The sequence below is a fragment of the Streptomyces sp. STAM6 genome, assembly GCF_054963715.1.
Map to the genome: position 1 here is coordinate 361,818 of NZ_JBUEFZ010000003.1, position 14,772 is coordinate 376,589.

The following is a 14,772-nucleotide window of genomic DNA, read 5'->3' on the forward strand; positions in this document are numbered from 1 at the left end:
GCTCCCAACATGACCCGTACTGACGTTTCCCCTGGAGGGGGGCACTCGTTGGGCGGGGCGTGAAACACGTACTGAAGCGGGCAGGGCTCGGCATGGCCGTGGCCGTGGCATGGACAGGACTGATGACCGGACTGACCGGCTGCACCGGGGAAGGCGGTCTCGACATCGGCGTAGGGGACAAGGCGCGCGCGCCGGGGGACACCATCCGGGTGACTCCCGACGACGGCGTGAAGGGGGTGCCGCCGGACGGCCGGGTCGAGGTGAGGGTGCCCAGCGGCCGGCTGGAGCGGGTCAAGGTGACCAAGGTGGAGGACGAGCAGCCGGCCGAGGTGCCGGGCACGATCTCCGGCGACGGGCTGCGCTGGCGCCCGGCGCCCGGTCACCGGCTGTCCCTGGCCGCCAAGTACAGCGTCGACGCGGTCGCCCTGGACGGCCACGGCCGCCGCTCTGCCCGGCACACCACCTTCACCACCGCGGTGCCCGAGCACCGTTTCATCGGCTACTTCAAGCCGGAGAACCGCTCCACCGTCGGCACCGGCATGATCGTGTCCTTCGACTTCAACCGGCCGATCGAGAACCGGGCGGCCGTCGAGCGGGCCATCCGGGTGACGTCCCGGCCGCCGGTCGAGGTGGTGGGCCACTGGTTCGGCAACGAGCGGCTGGACTTCCGGCCCAGGGAGTACTGGAAGCCGGGCAGCCGGGTCAGCGTCGAGCTGCGGCTGCGCGACGTCGAGGGCGCGAAGGGGGTGTACGGCATCCAGCGCAAGACCGTCGGCTTCACCGTGGGCCGCTCCCAGGTGTCCACGGTGGACGCCGAGGACCACACCATGGAGGTGCGGCGCGACGGCCGGGTCCTGGCCACGCTGCCCATCACGGCCGGGGCGCCGAAGACCACCACGTACAACGGGAAGATGGTGGTGACCGAACTGTTCGACGTGACCCGGATGAACGGTGCCACGGTCGGCTTCAAGAAGAAGGACGGAAAGGGCGAGTACGACATCAAGGACGTGCCGCACGCCATGCGGCTGACCGACTCCGGGACGTTCCTGCACGGCAACTACTGGGCCGACGCGTCGACGTTCGGATCGGCGAACGTCAGCCACGGGTGTGTCGGGCTGCGTGATGTGAAGGGCGGCAGCGAGGAGACCCCGGCGGGCTGGTTCTTCGACCGTACCCTGATCGGCGACGTCGTGGAGGTGGTCAACTCCCGTGACAGGACGGTCGCCCCCCACAACGGGCTGGGCGGCTGGAACATGTCGTGGACCGACTGGACGGCGGGTTCCGCGCTGCGCTGACCCCGCCCCCGCCTGGTACGGCCCGCCCCCGGTCCGGAGAAACTTGGGACTGAACGGTGACATTCACGGGCGCATCGCAGTGCTCGCGGTGTGATTATCTATCGCGGTGCGTGCGAGTGCAGCGCGCGGGGGTGCGGGCCGTGGCGGTGCCAGGCCGGCTGGAGGGGAGAAGGACATCGTGAACGGGCAGCCGATATCGGGGGCATCGGCCGGGGCGGGCGGCAGGCGCGGTGGCAAGGGTCTGCTGGCTCTGGTGCTGGGGGCGCTGCTGCTGCTGGTGACGGCGTGCGGGGGCTCCGGTTCCGACAGCGGCAAGAGCGGGGAGAAGAAGCCCGACGGCGGCAAGGTGGAGAACGCGGCCTCGCAGGCCGTCGTCACCGTCGCCCCCAAGGACGGCGCCGCGTCGGTCGCCACCAGCGGCGCGCTGAAGGTCACCGCGGAGAAGGGCAAGCTCACCACCGTCACCGTGGCGGACTCCAAGGGCAACGCGGTCGAGGGCAGGATGGCCGCCGGCGGCACCAGCTGGGAGCCGGTGCGGCACCTGGCGGCGGGCACCAAGTACAAGGTGCACGCGGTCGCCGAGGACACCGAGGGCCGTGAGTCCGCCAAGGACACCACCTTCACCACGCTCGTCCCGAAGAACACCTTCCTCGGCCACTACACGCCCGAGGACGGCTCGACCGTCGGTGTCGGCATGCCGGTCTCCATCAACTTCACCCGTGGCATCACCAACCCGGAGGCCGTGGAGAAGGCCATCAAGGTGACCGCCGAGCCGTCCGTGCCGGTGGAGGGCCACTGGTTCGGCAACGACCGGCTCGACTTCCGCCCCGAGAAGTACTGGGCCGCGGGCACCAAGGTGACCGTCCGGCTCGACCTGGACGGCGTCGAGGGCCGCCCCGGCGTCTACGGCAAGCAGTCCAAGACCGTGAAGTTCACCATCGGCCGCAGCCAGGTCTCCACCGTCGACGCGAGCGACCACACCATGAAGGTCGTCCGGGACGGCAAGGAGATCAAGAACATCCCGATCACCGCGGGCGCGCCGTCCACCACGACGTACAACGGCCAGATGGTCATCAGCGAGAAGTACAAGGTGACCCGGATGAACGGCGCCACCGTGGGCTTCGGCGGCGAGTACGACATCAAGGACGTCCCGCACGCCATGCGCCTGTCGACCTCCGGCACGTTCGTCCACGGCAACTACTGGGCCTCCAGCGGCACCTTCGGCTCCGCCAACGTCAGCCACGGCTGCGTGGGCCTGCGTGACGCCCGCGGCGCCGGTGACAGCTCCACCCCGGCGGCCTGGTTCTACGACAACTCGATCATCGGCGACGTGGTGGTCGTGAAGAACTCCAAGGACAAGCAGATCCAGCCCGAGAACGGTCTGAACGGCTGGAACATGCCCTGGTCGGAGTGGATCAAGTAGGACCCGACGCACTTCGTGCGGGCCCGGTGCCGTTGTGACCAACGGCACCGGGCCCCTCGTCGTTAACGGCGGCTAACCTGCCCCGTATGACAGTCACTCTCGAAGTCTCCGAAGGCGTCGGCACCCTCCGTCTGGACCGCCCGCCGATGAACGCGCTGGACATCGCCACCCAGGACCGGCTGCGCGAGCTCGCCGAGGAGGCGACCCGCCGCGACGACGTCCGGGCCCTGGTGATCTACGGCGGCGAGAAGGTGTTCGCGGCCGGCGCGGACATCAAGGAGATGCAGGCCATGGACCACGCGGCCATGGTGCTGCGGTCCAAGGCGCTCCAGGACTCCTTCACCGCCGTCGCCCGCATCCCCAAGCCCGTCGTCGCCGCCGTCACCGGCTACGCCCTGGGCGGCGGCTGCGAGCTGGCGCTCTGCGCCGACTTCCGGATCGCCGGCGACAACGCCAAGCTGGGCCAGCCCGAGATCCTGCTGGGTCTCATCCCCGGCGCGGGCGGCACCCAGCGGCTCGCCCGCCTGGTCGGCCCGTCCAAGGCCAAGGACCTCATCTTCACCGGCCGCCACGTGAAGGCCGACGAGGCGCTCGCCATCGGTCTCGTCGACCGGGTCGTGCCCGCCGCGGAGGTGTACGAGCAGGCGCACGCCTGGGCCGCCCGGCTCGCCCAGGGTCCCGCGCTCGCGCTGCGGGCCGCGAAGGAGTCGGTCGACGCGGGCCTGGAGACGGACATCGACACCGGCCTGACCGTCGAACGCAACTGGTTCGCGGGGCTGTTCGCCACCGAGGACCGCGAGCGCGGTATGCGCAGCTTCGTCGAGGAGGGCCCCGGCAAGGCCAAGTTCCTCTAGTCGAACGCCCGTTGGGCAGCGACAGGCGCCGCGTCAGCCGTGTGGGTGGTGTGGCCCGGCCTTAAAGCAACCTTAAGGCTGACGGCCCCCGCGCACTCGGCGATCACTCGTGTGCTCTGCGTCACCGCAGGTCACGCCAGGAATCGTGGCTGCTTACTGCCGGAGTCATATGCCAGGCGCCGCCCCCGCCGTGCTCCCTTCCGGGTGAGCGATTCACCCGGAACGGCCACGCGGGGAGCGCCGGGCGGCCATCATGGTGGGCATGGCGGGGCTTGAAGGTGTCGAGCAACCGCGGCAGCGCGGCAGCGCTACCGCCGCGCGGTGGGTACCGGCAGCGGACGACGAACAGGCGCTCAAGGCCCTGGAGTTGTTCGGCAATCCGACGGACGGAGAGGTCAAGCTGCCGTCCCGTCCCGAATCGGCCGCCACCGCGCGCCGGCTGACGCAGTGTGTGGTGCTGCGCCAGTGGGGACTCTCCCCGCAGATCGCCGAACACGCGATCCTGCTCGTCTCCGAGCTCGTCGGCAACGCGGTCCGGCACACCGGGGCGAGGATTTTCGGCCTGCGCATGCTGCGCCGGCGCGGCTGGATCCGGATCGAGGTGCGCGACCCCTCGCGCGGGCTGCCGTGTCTGATGCCCGTGCACGAGATGGACACGAGCGGCCGCGGGCTCTTCCTCGTCGACAAGCTGTCCGACCGCTGGGGTGTCGATCTGCTGCCCCGCGGCAAGACCACCTGGTTCGAGATGCGCGTCTCCGACCGCTAGGGCGCGGAAGCCGGCGTGCGAAAGCCCCCTTCGCGCCGGAGACGGCGCCACGGGGGCTTTGCTGTGGAGCGCCGTGGACGTGGGGTGGGGTGTGTCCACGAGCGCCGGAACGACCTGGCCCGGGTCAATGGGGGTCGTGTCATCGACTATGGCAGACGGGGGCCTTGCCGCCAAAAGACCGTACCGCCGCATAGAGGATCAATTCGGGCATGGCTGGAATTGAATCGTAGGTGAGATGAGCCACTGGCCTCAAAAACCATGAATAAATATGGGTTCGAGTGATTGTTTCCTCGATCATCTGAGGGGGTGTGGTGCCGTGCGGTCCGCGACCCGATCGCGGATTAAATGGGTCAATCGTTACCTTCCGTCCATATGACCCCTTAAATGGTCGCGTGATCCACACCGACCGCCCACGCGTCGCACGCACCTTCCCCACCCTGCTGGCGGCCGCCCTGCTGGTCGCCCTCGCCGGCTGCGGCGCCGCCGACGACCCAGGCCGCACGCGGAGCACCGAGGCCGCGCGGCCCGCCGTGCCCAAGAAGGCGGCACCGCCCCCGGGCCTGCCCGGCATGCCGCCCGTCCTCGATCCCAAGGACATCTACGCGGCCGACCGGCCGAACAACTTCTCCCCGGTCGTCCGGCACTTCCCGGCCCGGGTCTACGTCCCCAACACCAACTCCAACACCGTGTCGGTCATCGACCCCCGGACGTACAAGGTCATCGAGACGATCCCGGTCGGTGTCCAGCCCCAGCACGTCGTCCCCTCCTGGGACCTCAAGACGCTCTGGGTCAACAACAACCGCGGCCACACCCTCACCCCGATCGACCCGGCGACGGGCGTCGCCGGCAAACCGGTCGAGGTCCACGACCCGTACAACCTCTACTTCACGCCCAACGGCAAGCACGCCGTCGTGATGGCCTCCCTCGACCGCGAACTGGTCTTCCGGGACCCGCACACCATGAAACGCCTGCACACCGAGCCGGTCTCCTGCTACGGCGTCAACCACGCCGACTTCTCCGCCGACGGCCGGTACTTCATCGTCTCCTGCGAGTTCTCCGGCGAACTGCTCAAGGTCGACACGGAGAAGATGAAGGTCGTCGGACAGCAGAAGCTGCCGTTCGCCGGCGCGATGCCGCAGGACGTGAAGATCTCCCCGGACGGCAGGACCTTCTACATCGCCGACATGGTCGCCCACGGCATGTGGGTGCTGGACGGGGAGAAGTTCACCACCCCCTCCCTGCTGCCCACCGGCAAGGGCGCCCACGGGCTCTACGTCTCCCGCGACTCCAGGGAGATGTACGTCCCCAACCGCGGTGAGGGCTCCATCTCCGTCTTCGACTTCGCGCGGAACAAGCTCACCAAGAAGTGGTGGCTGCCGGACGGCGGCTCCCCCGACATGGGCGGCGTCTCCGCCGACGGCAAGGTGCTGTGGCTGTCCGGGCGCTACGACGCCGAGGTGTACGCGATCGACACGACGACCGGCAAACAGCTGGCCCGCATCCCCGTGGGCAGCGGCCCGCACGGTCTCGCGGTCTACCCGCAGCCGGGCCGGTACTCCCTCGGCCACACCGGCGTCTTCCGGTGACCCCCGCCCGTCTTCCGGCCCGCGCCCGGTGAGACGGGCGGCACCCCCGCCCCTCTTCCGCCGGCCCCCGCCGTCGCCGGTCCGGCCCCAGTCCGTGGCCCCCGGAACCGGCCGTCCGGAGCGGCCGATAATCTGACCGCCGTCAGTTATGCACCAAGAAGGGGTGGACCTGTGGCGGACATCGAGTCGGCGCGCAAGGCATTCGAGCGGTTCGACGCGGACGGGGACGGTTTCATCACGGCCGCCGAGTACAAGAGCGCCATGGCGCAGCTGGGCGACTTCCATGTCACCGAGCCGGTCGCGGAGGCCGTCATCAAGGCCAAGGACAGCAACGGCGACGGCCGGCTGACCTTCGACGAGTTCTGGGCGCACCTCAACAAGGCCTGACCCACGCACCAGGACGGCGCCGCCCGGGACACGGGCGGCGCCGCCGTTCCAGGAGGACCGCCCGGTGACGCTCCCCGGCCCCGCCACCGGCCCCGACCGTGCGCGGACACCCCCGCGGCGGGCGCCGCGCCCCCGGCACGCCGTCCTGCTCGCGGTCGCCGCGCTGGCCGCAGTGGGCGTCGCCCTGCTCGGCGCCGCCGCGGCCGGCCACGGCACCGGAGAACTCCGCATACCCGCGGCCGGCCCCACCACCGCCCTGCGGGCCGCCGTCTTCGCCGCCCTCGCCGTGCACCTGGGCGAACTGGCCGGCGCCAGGCTCGCCGGCCGCGGACCGCTGCCCCGTTCCGTCGCGCTGCCCGCCGCGCTCGCCGGGGCGGCCGCGGCGGGCGGACAGATCGTGCTGCTGGCCCGCGTCAGCGATCTGGACCTCACCACCACCTACGGCACGCGGGACGGCGCACTGCTGCTGGCCATCGCCAACGGCTTCGCCCTGGCGGCCGCCTGCCCCGCGCTGGGACGCCCCGGCTGGGCGCTCGCCCCGCTGGGCCTGGTGATCGCCGCGGAGGCGCTGCGCGCCCACCCCGAGCCGTACACCCCCGAGATAGGCATCGCCCTCACCGTCGTCCATCTGACGGCCGCGTCGCTGTGGGCGGGCGGGCTGCTGTACGTGCTGCGTACGATGCGACTGCGCGGCGGCGGCCGGGACGTCCTGCTGCGCTACGCCCGGCTCGCGGCCTGGCTGTACGCCGCGCTCGCCGCCACCGGCATCTGCTCCACGCTCCGCCGCCTCCCGGCCGACGTCGTGGTCGACTCCGCCTACGGCCGGGTGCTGATCGCCAAACTGGCCCTGGTGGCCGTGGTGAGCGCGTTCGCCCTGACCGCCCGGCGGCGCATGCGGCGGGGCGATGACGCGGAACGCCCCGCCCGGATCGAGCTGGGCGCCCTCGCGGGGGTCGTCCTGGTCTCGGCGATCCTGACCGTGGTGCCCGACCCCCACTGGCTCAGTACGAGCCTCAGCATTCGATGATGTTCACCGCGAGACCGCCGCGCGCGGTCTCCTTGTACTTCACCGACATGTCCGCGCCGGTGTCCTTCATGGTCTTGATGACCTTGTCGAGGGAGACCTTGTGGCTGCCGTCGCCGCGCATCGCCATCCGTGCCGCCGTGACGGCCTTGACCGCCGCCATGCCGTTGCGCTCGATGCACGGGATCTGCACCAGGCCGCCGACGGGGTCGCAGGTCAGGCCCAGGTTGTGCTCCATGCCGATCTCGGCGGCGTTCTCCACCTGCTCGGGGGAGCCGCCGAGGACCTCGGCGAGCGCGCCGGCCGCCATCGAGCAGGCCGAGCCGACCTCGCCCTGGCAGCCGACCTCGGCGCCGGAGATCGAGGCGTTCTCCTTGAAGAGCAGACCGATCGCGCCCGCGGCGAGCAGGAAGCGCACGACGCCCTCCTCGTCGGCGCCGGGCACGAAGTTCATGTAGTAGTGCAGGACCGCCGGGATGATGCCCGCGGCGCCGTTCGTCGGTGCGGTGACGACGCGGCCGCCCGCGGCGTTCTCCTCGTTCACGGCCATCGCGTAGAGCGTGATCCACTCCATGGCCAGCGCCTGCGGGTCGCCCTCGGAGCGCAGCTTGCGGGCGGTGTTCGCGGCGCGGCGGCGGACCTTCAGGCCGCCGGGCAGGATGCCCTCGCGGGACATTCCGCGGGAGACGCAGGCCTGCATGACCCGCCAGATGTCCAGCAGGCCCTCGCGGATCTCCTCCTCGGTGCGCCAGGCCTTCTCGTTCTCCAGCATCATCGCGGAGATCGACAGGCCGCTCTCCTTCGCGAGGCGCAGCAGCTCGTCACCGGTGCGGAAGGGGTACTTCAGCACGGTGTCGTCGAGCTTGATCCGGTCCTCGCCGACCGCGTCCTCGTCCACGACGAAGCCGCCGCCGACCGAGTAGTAGGTCTTCTCCAGCAGGGTGGCGCCCTCGGCGTCGTACGCCCACAGGGTCATGCCGTTGGCGTGGTACGGCAGCGCCTTGCGGCGGTGCAGGACCAGGTCCTTGTCGAAGTCGAAGCCGATCTCGTGGACGCCGAGCAGACTGATGCGGCCCTCGGTCCTGATCCGCTCGACCTTGTCGTCGGCGGTCTCGACGTCGACCGTGCGGGGCGAGTCGCCCTCCAGGCCCAGCAGGACGGCCTTGGGGGTGCCGTGGCCGTGGCCGGTCGCGCCCAGCGAGCCGTACAGCTCGGCCCGTATGGACGTGGTCGGCGCCAGCAGCCCCTCGTTCTTCAGGCGGCGCGCGAACATCCGGGCCGCCCGCATGGGGCCGACCGTGTGGGAGCTGGACGGGCCGATGCCGATCGAGAACAGGTCGAAGACCGAGATGGCCACGGGGGGACTCCTTGGTTGGTAGACGTCGCTGTCTGCCGGGGTGGTGCAGGGGGCAACGCGGGGGTGGGGCAAGAGACGGGGCACCGCACTCACTGGTCAGTGTGCGCGGTGCCCCGCGGTTCGGTCTGTAACGTACGTAACGGGCGAAGGTGTCCGCAGTACGACGAACAGGTTACAGACCAGGGTAAAGCGGGTGCTTCGCGGCGAGGGCCGAGACCCGGCCCCGGAGCGCCTCGGCGTCGTACGACGGCTTCAGCGCCTCGGCGATGATGTCGGCGACCTCGCGGAAGTCCTCCGCCTGGAAACCGCGCGTGGCCAGGGCCGGCGTACCGATGCGCAGGCCCGAGGTGACCATCGGGGGCCGCGGGTCGTTCGGGATCGCGTTGCGGTTGACCGTGATGCCGACCTCGTGGAGCCGGTCCTCGGCCTGCTGGCCGTCCAGCTCGCTGTTGCGCAGGTCGACCAGGACCAGGTGCACGTCCGTGCCGCCGGACAGGACCGAGACGCCGTGCTCCTTGACGTCGTCCTTGACCAGGCGCTCGGCCAGGATGCGGGCGCCGTCCAGGGTGCGCTGCTGGCGCTCCTTGAACTCCTCGGAGGCCGCGACCTTGAAGGAGACCGCCTTGGCGGCGATCACGTGCTCCAGCGGACCGCCCTGCTGACCGGGGAAGACCGCGGAGTTGATCTTCTTGGCGAGCTCGGCCGTCGAGAGGATCACGCCACCGCGCGGACCGCCCAGGGTCTTGTGCGTGGTGGTGGTCACGACGTGGGCGTACGGGACCGGGTTCGGGTGCAGACCCGCCGCGACCAGGCCCGCGAAGTGGGCCATGTCGACCATCAGGTAGGCGCCGACCTCGTCCGCGATGCGGCGGAAGGCGGCGAAGTCCAGCTGACGGGGGTAGGCGGACCAGCCGGCCACGATCAGCTTCGGCTTGGACTCCTTGGCGAGGCGCTCGACCTCGGCCATGTCGACCTGGCCCGTCGCGTCGTCGACGTGGTACGCGACGACGTTGTAGAGCTTGCCGGAGAAGTTGATCTTCATGCCGTGGGTCAGGTGACCGCCGTGGGCGAGGTTCAGACCCATGATCGTGTCGCCCGGCTTCAGCAGCGCGAACATCGCGGCGGCGTTGGCCTGCGCACCGGAGTGCGGCTGGACGTTGGCGTGCTCGGCCCCGAAGAGCTCCTTGATGCGGTCGATCGCGATCTGCTCGACCACGTCGACGTGCTCACAGCCGCCGTAGTAGCGGCGGCCGGGGTAGCCCTCGGCGTACTTGTTGGTGAGGACCGAGCCCTGGGCCTCCATGACCGCGACCGGAGCGAAGTTCTCCGAGGCGATCATTTCGAGGGTGGACTGCTGACGGTGGAGCTCGGCGTCGACAGCGGCGGCGACGTCCGGGTCCAGCTCGTGGAGGGAGGTGTTCAGAAGCGACATCGGGAAGTCCTTAAGAGCCGGAGAACTCGGTGTACTCGTCGGCGGAGAGCAGGTCCTTCGGCTCCTCCGCGACACGGACCTTGAACAGCCAGCCGCCCTCGAAGGGGGCGGAGTTCACCAGCGACGGGTCGTCCACGACGTCCTGGTTCGCATCGACGACCTCGCCGGTGACCGGGGAGTACAGGTCGCTGACGGACTTGGTCGACTCCAGCTCACCGCAGGTCTCGCCCGCGGTCACGGTGTCGCCCACCGCCGGGAGCTGGACGTACACGACGTCGCCGAGGGCGTTGGCCGCGTGCTCCGTGATGCCGACCGTCGACACGCCGTCCTCGGCGGTCGACAGCCACTCGTGCTCCTTGCTGTAGCGCAGCTGCTGAGGGTTGCTCATGACCTGAATTCTCCTGTACGCGGGGGAGTGCTGGTGAACGGGGCGGTGGTGCGGGGGGTCACGTAGGACGCTGTCACTTCTGGCGCTTGTAGAAGGGGAGCGCCACGACCTCGTACGGCTCATGGGTACCGCGGATGTCGACGCCCACGCCGGAGGTGCCGGGCGCGGCGTGCGCCGCGTCCACATAGGCCATGGCGACCGGCTTGCCGAGCGTCGGGGACGGGGCACCGGAGGTGACCTCGCCGATCACCTCGCCGCCGGCGACCACCGGCATGCCGGCGCGCGGCACCCGGCGGCCCTCGGCGATCAGGCCGACCAGCTTGCGCGGCGGGGCGGACTCGGCCCGCTCCGCGGCGGCGGCCAGCGCCTCGCGGCCGACGAAGTCGCCCTCCTTCTCGAACTTCACCACCCGGCCGAGGCCCGCGTCGAAGGGGGTCAGGGAGGTGGTCAGCTCGTGCCCGTACAGCGGCATGCCCGCCTCCAGGCGCAGCGTGTCGCGGCAGGACAGGCCGCAGGGGATGAGCCCCGCGGGGGCGCCGGCCTCGGTCAGCGCCTGCCACAGCTTCTCGGCATGCCGCGGCTCCACGAACAGCTCGAAGCCGTCCTCGCCGGTGTAACCGGTGCGGGCGATCAGGGCCGGGACACCGGCCACGGTGCCGGGCAGGCCCGCGTAGTACTTCAGCCCGTCCAGGTCCGCGTCGGTCAGCGACTTCATGATGCCGGGGGACTCGGGGCCCTGCACGGCGATCAGCGCGTACGCGTCGCGGTCGTCACGCACGACGGCGTCGAACCCGGCGGCGCGCTCGGTGAGCGCGTCCAGCACGATCTGGGCGTTCGAGGCGTTGGCGACGACCATGTACTCCTGCTCCTGGAGCCGGTACACGATCAGGTCGTCCAGGATGCCGCCGTCGGCGCGGCAGATCATCGTGTAGCGGGCGCGGCCGACACCGACCGAACCGATGTTTCCGACGAGCGCGAAATCGAGCAGCTTCGATGCCTGCGGACCGGTGACGGTGATCTCACCCATGTGGGAGAGGTCAAAAAGTCCGGCCTTCGTGCGAACGGCATTGTGCTCGTCGCGCTCGCTCCCGTACCGAAGCGGCATGTCCCAGCCCGCGAAGTCGGTCATGGTCGCGCCCAGCGCACGATGCACGGCATCGAGGGCGGTCAGACGGGGGGCAGTGCTCATGGATGTGGCTCCCGGGTCCCAGGACATGGCTGGCGAGGACAATCCTCCCCATCTGTCATCGGAACCTGAGAGGTTCGCCGCGGCGTCGTCCCCTGGACGGGCCTCGGCTTGCACCTTGGGTGGAGCCACCGGGGCGGCTCACTTTTCAGATCTGCCTCATCCACGCGGTACGGGGCCTGAGAGATTCAAGGGAGGAACTTGCTCCTTCGGCGCCCGGGGCTGACCCCGGAACTCTCCCGCGCGGATTCAAGCGGCCGGTATGAGGTTGTGTACGCACGTCGTACGACTGTGCTGCACGTGGCGCGCACATCATTGCACGCGGCTCCACATCGGCAAATCGCTTGTGCCTCATTACCCTTTCTTTACACTTCATGGGCAAGGGTCGGATTAGCCGACCCGAGGGGCCGCCTTCCGGACCGGGCCCGAGCATGGGGGAGAAGCCATGACGTTGCAGCGCACCGGTGTGTACGCGACGACCGCGGGAGTGCCCGCCCGGCCGGGGCTGCCCGCGCGCGGCCGCGCCGCCGCGGCCGCCCCCGTCCTGCGTGACCTGCGCGACCGGGCCGGACGGTGCCCCCGCGCGCTCTCCTTCGCCGCCGGTGACCTCGTGGTCGTCTCCGGACTGCCCGGCAGCGGCAAGTCCACACTCATCGCCCGCGCGGCCCCCGGGCGGGGGATCGACTCCCAGGACGCCCGCGAGCGCTGGGAGCGCAAGATGCCCCGCTTCCTGCCGTACGCGGTCTACCGCCCCCTCGTCCGGGTCGCCCACTACGCGGGCCTGCGCCGCGCCCTGCGCTCCGGGAAGAGCGTCGTCGTCCACGACTGCGGCACCCAGGCCTGGGTGCGCCGCTGGCTCGCCCGCGAGGCCCGCCGCCGGGGCAGCGCCCTGCACCTGGTGCTGCTGGACGTCACCCCGGGGACGGCCCGGGAGGGGCAGCGCGAGCGGGGCCGCGGAGTGTCCGGATACGCCTTCGCCCGGCACCGCAGGGCCGTGGGCCGGCTGGTGCGCGACGCCGAGAAGGGCGCCCTGCCCCGCGGCTGCGCCTCCGCGACGCTCCTCGACCGGCCGGCGGCCGGCGCCCTGACGCGCATCGGCTTCCCGTGAACCCTTAGGGTTTTGCCACAGGCATCCGGGGCGCTGCGTGGCGGGAAAGGGCGAGGGACACCAGTGGACACTGCATGGCCGGGCAATGAGCTCGAAGAGGTGCTGGCCGCCTCGCTCGGCAACCCCGCGGCCGGAGGCCGGCTCGTCGAGGTGCTGGGCCGCAGTCGGGTCTGGGTGCCGCTGCCCAACGGCGGTGGCCCGGACAGCCCGAACCTGGACCTGCCGACGCTGGAGATCGACGGCCTGCCGTACGTCCCGGTGTTCAGCTCCGAGCAGCAGTTCCGCGCCTGCGTCGGTGACCGGATGGCGTACACCGTCGCCCCGGCCGTGGAGTTCGCCCGCGGCCTGCCGCCCCAGCTGGGCATCGCCGTGAACCCGGGCGGCGCCGTCGGTGTGCCCCTGCCGCCGCCCGCCGTCGCCGAGCTGTGCCGGGCCGGCCGCACCCCGCTGGACGGGCCCGCCTCCGGCGGACGCGTCCGGCTGTTCGAGCCGGACTGGCAGGAGGACCCGGTCGACTTCCTGGCGGCGGCGGGCGCCGAGTTCGAGGCCGCCGGCACCGTCCTCACCGCCCGTCGCGCCCTCGCGAGCGTCGAGGGCGGGCAGCCGGCGCTGTTCATCGGTGTCCAGCTTTCGTCCTTCGAGGGCGCCGACCGTAACGTGCCCATGGACGCGCTCGGCCGCGCACTGGGCCGGGTGCGGGTCCCCTGGCCGGTCAACCTGGTGCTGCTCGACATAGCGCAGGACCCGGTGGGTGACTGGATGCTGGAGAAGGTCCGGCCCTTCTACCGGCGTACGCACGGATAAACGAACGGCGACCGCCGTCAAGCGGACGTCAAGCCAGTGACAGCACGGCCACTTAAGCTGGTCCGGTGGACGGAAGAGGGGCGGGACCCAGGGTGAGCGCGTCAGGCACCGCGGCGGCCGGACAGGTCGAACACATGCTGCGGCAGGTGACGCCCGGGCGCTATGACGCCTACGAGGCACTGCTGCAGGCCCTCGCCGACGGCCAGATCTGGATGCTGCTCTGGCACGGCCGGGCCGGCGCGCCCGACGCCCAGTACGGGAACATGGAGGTCGACGGCCTCGGGTACGCCCCGTGTGTCACCTCCGCCCAGGAACTGGCCGTCTCCGGCTGGAACCGCGCGCACGAGGTCGTCGGCGGCCTCGACATCGCCCGCGCGCTCTACCCGGACCGCTGGGGCATCTGGCTCAATCCGCACGCCCCGGGCGGCGGTGTCGGCATCCCGTGGCCGGATCTGCGCCGTATCGCCACCGGCCTGGACCGCATGCCCGCCGGACCGCTGCGGCTGTCCGAGCCGGCCATCCAGATCCCGCAGTTCTACGCCCTGCTCACGCAGAACGCCCACCGCACCCCCGCGGTGCGCTCCCTGCGCCGCGCCTGGGTCCAGCCGGCGCTCGGCACGCCCTATCTCGCCATCGGTCTGGACCTGTACGACACCAGCCAGTCCTCGGTCGACTCAGTGCGCGCCATGATGCAGCAGTCCATCGCCGCCGTCCCCGACGGGCTGCCCGTCTCCACGGTCGCGATGTCCGACGACTTCGACCCGGTCACGATGTGGCTGCGGGCCAACAGCCGCCCCTTCTACGACCGCGAGGCACACGCCACGGCCGCCGCCCCCGCCGGTGGGTACGGCTACCCGCCCGCGCACGGCGTACCGCACTGACGGGACTCCGGGACCGGGACCGGTCACGCGACACCCGGAACCAACGGCCGGAAACCAACACCGGAACAACCACCGACACACGCGTCGAGGGCGGCCTTTGGCCGCCCTCGACGCGTTACGGCCCGCATGTCCGGTCTGATGTCACCTGGTGAGACAAGTACGGCACTTCTGCGCCCGTACCTCTTGAAACCAACTGCACCGTGTCCGAGACGCGTTCACGGCCGTTCGGATAACGGAACCTCCCAGACAGCATCACGTTTACGCATCCTTTCCTTGCCAGG

At 70.9% G+C, this 14,772-nt stretch carries 14 protein-coding genes and 1 riboswitch; of the genes, 10 read left to right on the forward strand and 4 right to left on the reverse strand.

The features are described from left to right. Window positions 1-59 precede the first annotated feature (59 nt). The 7 genes from ACY34K_RS06365 (at window position 60) to ACY34K_RS06395 (ending at window position 7,338) form a co-directional block, all read left to right on the forward strand. A complete protein-coding gene (locus ACY34K_RS06365; protein WP_462744600.1) occupies window positions 60-1,295 on the forward strand; it encodes a L,D-transpeptidase in 1,236 nt (411 codons plus the stop codon). Between the two features lie 178 nt (window positions 1,296-1,473). Next, a complete protein-coding gene (locus tag ACY34K_RS06370) occupies window positions 1,474-2,718 on the forward strand; it encodes a L,D-transpeptidase (RefSeq protein WP_462744602.1) in 1,245 nt (414 codons plus the stop codon). 86 nt (window positions 2,719-2,804) lie between these two features. After that, on the forward strand, window positions 2,805-3,572 hold the full coding sequence (locus tag ACY34K_RS06375; protein ID WP_462744604.1) for an enoyl-CoA hydratase/isomerase family protein: 768 nt from the start codon (window positions 2,805-2,807) through the stop codon (window positions 3,570-3,572). 262 nt (window positions 3,573-3,834) lie between these two features. After that, window positions 3,835-4,338, forward strand: a complete 504-nt coding sequence (locus ACY34K_RS06380; RefSeq protein ID WP_462744606.1) for an ATP-binding protein — start codon at window positions 3,835-3,837, stop codon at window positions 4,336-4,338. A 395-nt stretch (window positions 4,339-4,733) separates the two neighbouring features. Next, window positions 4,734-5,924 carry a YncE family protein gene (locus tag ACY34K_RS06385; protein WP_462744800.1) on the forward strand — a complete coding sequence of 397 codons (1,191 nt, stop codon included), beginning with the start codon at window positions 4,734-4,736 and terminating at the stop codon, window positions 5,922-5,924. Window positions 5,925-6,095: 171 nt separating this feature from the next. Further along, on the forward strand, window positions 6,096-6,311 hold the full coding sequence (locus tag ACY34K_RS06390) for an EF-hand domain-containing protein (RefSeq protein ID WP_462744608.1): 216 nt from the start codon (window positions 6,096-6,098) through the stop codon (window positions 6,309-6,311). Window positions 6,312-6,375: 64 nt separating this feature from the next. After that, window positions 6,376-7,338: a CopD family protein gene (locus tag ACY34K_RS06395; protein ID WP_462744610.1), complete on the forward strand. Its 963-nt coding sequence runs from the start codon at window positions 6,376-6,378 to the stop codon at window positions 7,336-7,338. Here the strand turns inward: ACY34K_RS06395 and ACY34K_RS06400 are convergent. The 4 genes from ACY34K_RS06400 to gcvT all read right to left on the reverse strand — a co-directional run bounded on the left by ACY34K_RS06400 (window position 7,325) and on the right by gcvT (window position 11,701). Then, window positions 7,325-8,692 carry an L-serine ammonia-lyase gene (locus tag ACY34K_RS06400; protein ID WP_462744612.1) on the reverse strand — a complete coding sequence of 456 codons (1,368 nt, stop codon included), beginning with the start codon at window positions 8,690-8,692 and terminating at the stop codon, window positions 7,325-7,327. The genes ACY34K_RS06395 and ACY34K_RS06400 overlap by 14 nt on opposite strands. A 172-nt stretch (window positions 8,693-8,864) precedes the next feature. Continuing rightward, complete coding sequence (gene glyA / locus ACY34K_RS06405; protein ID WP_462744614.1) at window positions 8,865-10,124, reverse strand: serine hydroxymethyltransferase; 1,260 nt, start codon at window positions 10,122-10,124, stop codon at window positions 8,865-8,867. 10 nt (window positions 10,125-10,134) lie between these two features. After that, on the reverse strand, window positions 10,135-10,512 hold the full coding sequence (gene gcvH / locus ACY34K_RS06410; protein ID WP_462744616.1) for a glycine cleavage system protein GcvH: 378 nt from the start codon (window positions 10,510-10,512) through the stop codon (window positions 10,135-10,137). A gap of 73 nt (window positions 10,513-10,585) precedes the next feature. Continuing rightward, window positions 10,586-11,701 carry a glycine cleavage system aminomethyltransferase GcvT gene (gene gcvT, locus ACY34K_RS06415; RefSeq protein ID WP_462744618.1) on the reverse strand — a complete coding sequence of 372 codons (1,116 nt, stop codon included), beginning with the start codon at window positions 11,699-11,701 and terminating at the stop codon, window positions 10,586-10,588. Between the two features lie 155 nt (window positions 11,702-11,856). Continuing rightward, a riboswitch (glycine riboswitch) is annotated at window positions 11,857-11,950 on the reverse strand. A gap of 193 nt (window positions 11,951-12,143) precedes the next feature. On the opposite strand from gcvT, the gene ACY34K_RS06420 reads away from it, so the two are divergent. The 3 genes from ACY34K_RS06420 to ACY34K_RS06430 all read left to right on the forward strand — a co-directional run bounded on the left by ACY34K_RS06420 (window position 12,144) and on the right by ACY34K_RS06430 (window position 14,491). After that, on the forward strand, window positions 12,144-12,806 hold the full coding sequence (locus ACY34K_RS06420) for an AAA family ATPase (protein WP_462744620.1): 663 nt from the start codon (window positions 12,144-12,146) through the stop codon (window positions 12,804-12,806). A gap of 63 nt (window positions 12,807-12,869) precedes the next feature. After that, window positions 12,870-13,610: an enhanced serine sensitivity protein SseB gene (locus ACY34K_RS06425; RefSeq protein WP_462744622.1), complete on the forward strand. Its 741-nt coding sequence runs from the start codon at window positions 12,870-12,872 to the stop codon at window positions 13,608-13,610. Between the two features lie 92 nt (window positions 13,611-13,702). Further along, complete coding sequence (locus tag ACY34K_RS06430; protein ID WP_462744624.1) at window positions 13,703-14,491, forward strand: enhanced serine sensitivity protein SseB C-terminal domain-containing protein; 789 nt, start codon at window positions 13,703-13,705, stop codon at window positions 14,489-14,491. Window positions 14,492-14,772: the final 281 nt, after the last annotated feature.

Coding starts and splice junctions, on each gene's coding strand:
- glyA (WP_462744614.1), bottom strand. CDS start 10,124: ATGTCGCTTCTGAACACCTCCCTCCACGAGCTGGACCCGGACGTCGCC.
- gcvT (WP_462744618.1), bottom strand. CDS start 11,701: ATGAGCACTGCCCCCCGTCTGACCGCCCTCGATGCCGTGCATCGTGCG.
- ACY34K_RS06380 (WP_462744606.1), top strand. CDS start 3,835: ATGGCGGGGCTTGAAGGTGTCGAGCAACCGCGGCAGCGCGGCAGCGCT.
- ACY34K_RS06420 (WP_462744620.1), top strand. CDS start 12,144: ATGACGTTGCAGCGCACCGGTGTGTACGCGACGACCGCGGGAGTGCCC.
- gcvH (WP_462744616.1), bottom strand. CDS start 10,512: ATGAGCAACCCTCAGCAGCTGCGCTACAGCAAGGAGCACGAGTGGCTG.
- ACY34K_RS06375 (WP_462744604.1), top strand. CDS start 2,805: ATGACAGTCACTCTCGAAGTCTCCGAAGGCGTCGGCACCCTCCGTCTG.